The sequence below is a fragment of the Segeticoccus rhizosphaerae genome (genome assembly GCF_005222685.1).
Lineage (GTDB): Bacteria > Actinomycetota > Actinomycetes > Actinomycetales > Dermatophilaceae > Segeticoccus > Segeticoccus rhizosphaerae.
Window position 1 is genome coordinate 1 of sequence record NZ_SWMA01000075.1, and the last position, 3,699, is coordinate 3,699.

The 3,699-nt window shown below is 65.6% G+C and carries 5 protein-coding genes and 1 pseudogene; all 6 read left to right on the forward strand.

Annotated elements, in window-relative coordinates:
* A pseudogene (locus FCN22_RS23000) lies at nt 1–137 on the forward strand (IS30 family transposase); the annotation flags it as partial.
* A complete protein-coding gene (crtI, locus tag FCN22_RS21240) occupies nt 118–957 on the forward strand; it encodes a phytoene desaturase family protein (RefSeq protein WP_338016670.1) in 840 nt (279 codons plus the stop codon). The pseudogene FCN22_RS23000 and the gene crtI, both read left to right, overlap by 20 nt.
* On the forward strand, nt 954–1,310 hold the full coding sequence (locus FCN22_RS21245; protein ID WP_137123557.1) for a lycopene cyclase domain-containing protein: 357 nt from the start codon (nt 954–956) through the stop codon (nt 1,308–1,310). The genes crtI and FCN22_RS21245 overlap by 4 nt, the downstream gene beginning before the upstream one ends.
* Nucleotides 1,307–1,648 (forward strand): lycopene cyclase domain-containing protein, encoded by a 342-nt coding sequence (locus FCN22_RS21250; RefSeq protein WP_137123558.1) that lies wholly within the window; start codon nt 1,307–1,309, stop codon nt 1,646–1,648. The genes FCN22_RS21245 and FCN22_RS21250 overlap by 4 nt, the downstream gene beginning before the upstream one ends.
* Before the next feature lie 68 nt (nt 1,649–1,716).
* Entirely contained in the window at nt 1,717–3,006 is a 1,290-nt protein-coding gene (locus FCN22_RS21255; RefSeq protein WP_137123559.1) for a cytochrome P450, read from the forward strand.
* Nucleotides 3,007–3,098: 92 nt separating this feature from the next.
* Complete coding sequence (locus FCN22_RS21260) at nt 3,099–3,653, forward strand: glycosyltransferase family 2 protein (protein WP_238384897.1); 555 nt, start codon at nt 3,099–3,101, stop codon at nt 3,651–3,653.
* Nucleotides 3,654–3,699 lie beyond the last annotated feature (46 nt).

Here is a 3,699-nt window from a genome sequence, read left to right on the forward strand (position 1 = left end):
CGGGCTACCTGGACATGGTCGCCGCCGAGCTCAACGACCGGCCCCGCAAACGCCTCGGCTGGCGCACCCCCGCCGAAGCCCTCGACCAACTACTGTCGGAACAGTCAGATCCACACGGTGTTGCACCCACCGCTTGAATCCGCCGGCGAAGAAACGACGGATGCCGACATCGTCGTCGGCGCAGCGGACCTGCATCACGTCGAGACGCAGCTTCTGACAGCCGCCGCACGCAGTCGTCCCCCTTCGTGGTGGTCCCGGCATGATCCAGGCACTGGAGCTGTACTCGTACTTCTCGGGATCCACGGCACGGTGCCGCAGCTCGCTCACCATTCGCTTTTCTTCACGCGTCACTGGGAAGCACATTTTGATGTGATTCACGGATCCGGTGAGCCGATCCCAGACCCGGCGTCCATCTACGTGAGCCGGTCCACCGCCAGCGACCCGGAGGCGGCACCCGAAGGACACGAAAATCTGTTCATGCTCATTCCCGTGCCCGCCCACACCGGGATGGGACGCGGCGGCGTGGACGGCGATAGTGATCTCGCCGTCGAACGCGTTGCGGATGCGGCCATTCGTCAGGTGGCCAGCTGGGCCGGTGTGCCTGACCTCGCCGACCGGATCGTTGTCCGGCGCACGATCGGCCCACAGGATTTCGCCGACGACGTGAACGCGTGGTCCGGGGGCGCGCTCGGCTTGGCGCACACTGCTCGGCAGTCGGCATTCCTCCGTGGACGCAACACGTCGCGACGGGTCGCCGGTCTCTTCTATGCGGGGCACAGCACCATTCCCGGCATCGGCCTGCCCATGTGCCTCATCAGCGCCGAGATCCTTCTCAAAGCAGTTCGTGGCGACCGCTCCACCGGTCCGTTGCCGACACCACTATCGGTGCGATCACGCGGTGTCGATCACCCTGCGGGGCCCACTCGACCAACGCCGGGCAGCCGGGGATCCCGATGAGTCCGCAGCACCTTTCCTACCTGCCAATGCTGGTGTTCTGTCTGGCAGGCACACTTCCGTTGGACCCCGCATTCCGGTCACAGGTGTTGCGCCAGCCGGCTCACCTCATGGCGACCATTGTCTTGGCTGCCTCGCCCTTTCTGCTGTGGGATGTCTGGGCCACCCACGCCGGACATTGGCGCTTCGACCGCCATCAGACCCTGCCTTGGCGTGTTGCTGGTCTGCCGCTCGAAGAGATCGCCTTCTTCGTCGTGATTCCGATCGCTGCGATCTTGACCTACGAGGCCGTGCGCCGTGTGCACGACCGCCGCCACCAAGACAACAACACGCGGCAGAGTGGAAGGTGCCCATGAGCTATACGGCGCTCGCCGTCACAGCGGCGGCCGTGGCCATCTCCGTCGACCGTTGGCTGTTGCGCACCCGTCTGACCTCGTCGCATACGTGGTGGACGGCGTGTGGGGTCCTCCTGGCCTTCCAGCTGCTGACCAACGCGTGGTTGACCGGCCGCGGCATCGTCCGCTACGACAAGGACGTGATTCTCGGGGGGGCGCGCGCGACCTGGTTTGGCGACGGCCGCGTGTTCTACGCACCGATCGAGGACCTTGCGTTCGGCTTTGCGCTGATCTTGAGCAGTTGTGCCGTGTGGGGTTGGCTGGGGCAGCACGCTCGACGGTGGGGTGGGTCGCCGTGACTGTTTTCAGCGCCAGATTGCTGCAAGGACCGTTGGACGTCGGCGCACCAGGGCCCACGACTCGGGAGATGATGAGGGACTTCTGGTCGATTCGCGCCGACCCGCTCGGTTTCCTGTGTGCGGCTCGTGAGCGGTACGGAGACGTGGTCGCATTCCCGGTGCCGGGCCCTCCGGCGCTGCTGATCAGCGACCCTGTCGATGTCCGCCGGGTGTTGCAGACAGCAGCCCGGACCTGGAGCAAGGACACCATCCAGTACCGCGCTCTCGCCAGGGTGACTGGTCCTGGGTTGCTCGCCTCGGCCGAGCCGGATTGGATCGAGCATCGCCGCCTCGCCGCGCCGGCGTTCCATCATCAGAGGCTGGACAACCTCGGTCTGCACGTGGCGGAAGCGACCGACAGGATGCTGGCGACCGAGGTGCCGCTGATGCGTGGCCCGCAGATCGTCGATGTTGCTGATCTGAGCCTACGCATCGCGCTGAACGTCGTCGGTGACGCGATTCTCTCAGCGGATCTTTCCGAACAGGCGCACCGGCTGCTTGAAGCGTCGAGTGCAGCGGCACGACTCGTGGTACGGCGGGGACAATCAGTCCTCCCTGAGCGGGTCCCGTCTGCTCTGAATCGACGGTTGTCATCGACACGACGTAGACTGGACGTGCTGTGTCTCCAGCTGATCGAAACGCGCCGGGCCGCCGGCTCTCACGGCGACGACTTGCTCGGCCTGCTCATCGAAGGGGGACTGTCCGACCAGGCGATCCGTGACGAACTGGTCACCATGGTCATCGCAGGACACGAAACAGCGGCAGCGGCGCTGGCCTGGACCCTGATGCTGCTCGCCGAGGACCAAGGAGCGCAGGACCGAGTGCGCAACGAAGTCACCCGGCACGCAGGTCCGATTCCGATGACGGGTACGCCAGCGGTGTTGCCATGGACACGTGCGGTCATCGATGAATCCCTGCGCCTGTACCCGCCCGCCTGGGTCATCTCGCGAAAGTCGCGGCAACCCGATGTCATCGGCGGCCTGGATGTCCCGGCCGGAACCGTCGCCATCATCAGCCCTTGGGTACTGCACCGCCGCCCCGACGCGTGGCCTTCTGCCGAACGGTTCCACCCGCAGCGCTTCCTGGATGACCCGGCCCCGCGAAGCAATTACCTGCCGTTCGGCGCGGGACCCCGGCTGTGCATCGGTCGAGACTTCGCGCTCGGCGAAATGACGATCGTACTGAGCCGTATACTCACCAGATACCGGGTCGAAGTCCCACGCCATTGGAGCCGCCCGAGTCCGCAGGCCGACGTTGCCGTACGCCCCAGCGGTGGCATGCCTCTGCAGCTGACACTCCTGGAAGCACCGCAACAGTGATCGCAGCGATACTCCTGGCTCTGTTGCTGCTGGGTGCATCGGTCGGTGCTCGACAACTGGCTGATCTGCGCCGCCTCACTGATGTAGCACCAGTGAGTGCTGCCGACAAGGTTGCCGTGGTGATTCCAGCGCGGAACGAAGCCGCGACCTTGCCGAAACTTCTCGCTTCGTTGCACAGTGCGCCCTCTGCGGTTGCGGAGGTCGTCGTCGTCGATGATGGCTCCACGGACGGCACCTTCGAGGCCGCGTTGTCCGGCGGAGCCGAGCCGATCGTGGTGACGAAGGTCCCGGCCGGTTGGACCGGCAAGGCGTGGGCCTGTCACGTTGGTGCCGACGCGACGCGAGCCGATCTTCTCCTGTTCCTCGACGCGGACACTGTGCTTGCGCCAGACGCCATCCCGCGCCTGCGTGCTGCGCACGAGGAGTATGGCGGTTTGGTGTCGGTCCAGCCGTATCACGAGGCTCACGCGCCGTACGAGCAGTTGTCGGCCTACTTCAACGCCTTGTCCCTGATGGGTAGCGGAGAGTTCGCTCGTCGCAGTGCCCATCGGCCGATGGCCTACGGGCCCTGCCTCCTGACCTCTCGCGCCGACTATGAGGGCGTCGGTGGGCATACGGGGCCTGACCCTGAATCTTGGACACGCTGATTCCAGCCTTGGGCTGGGGAAGCGAGATGATCAGGACCATGGCCCG

Bases quoted from the DNA above. Each gene is read 5' to 3' on its own strand.
- FCN22_RS21245 (WP_137123557.1), top strand. From the start codon at position 954: ATGAGTCCGCAGCACCTTTCCTACCTGCCAATGCTGGTGTTCTGTCTG.
- FCN22_RS21250 (WP_137123558.1), top strand. From the start codon at position 1,307: ATGAGCTATACGGCGCTCGCCGTCACAGCGGCGGCCGTGGCCATCTCC.
- FCN22_RS21255 (WP_137123559.1), top strand. From the start codon at position 1,717: ATGATGAGGGACTTCTGGTCGATTCGCGCCGACCCGCTCGGTTTCCTG.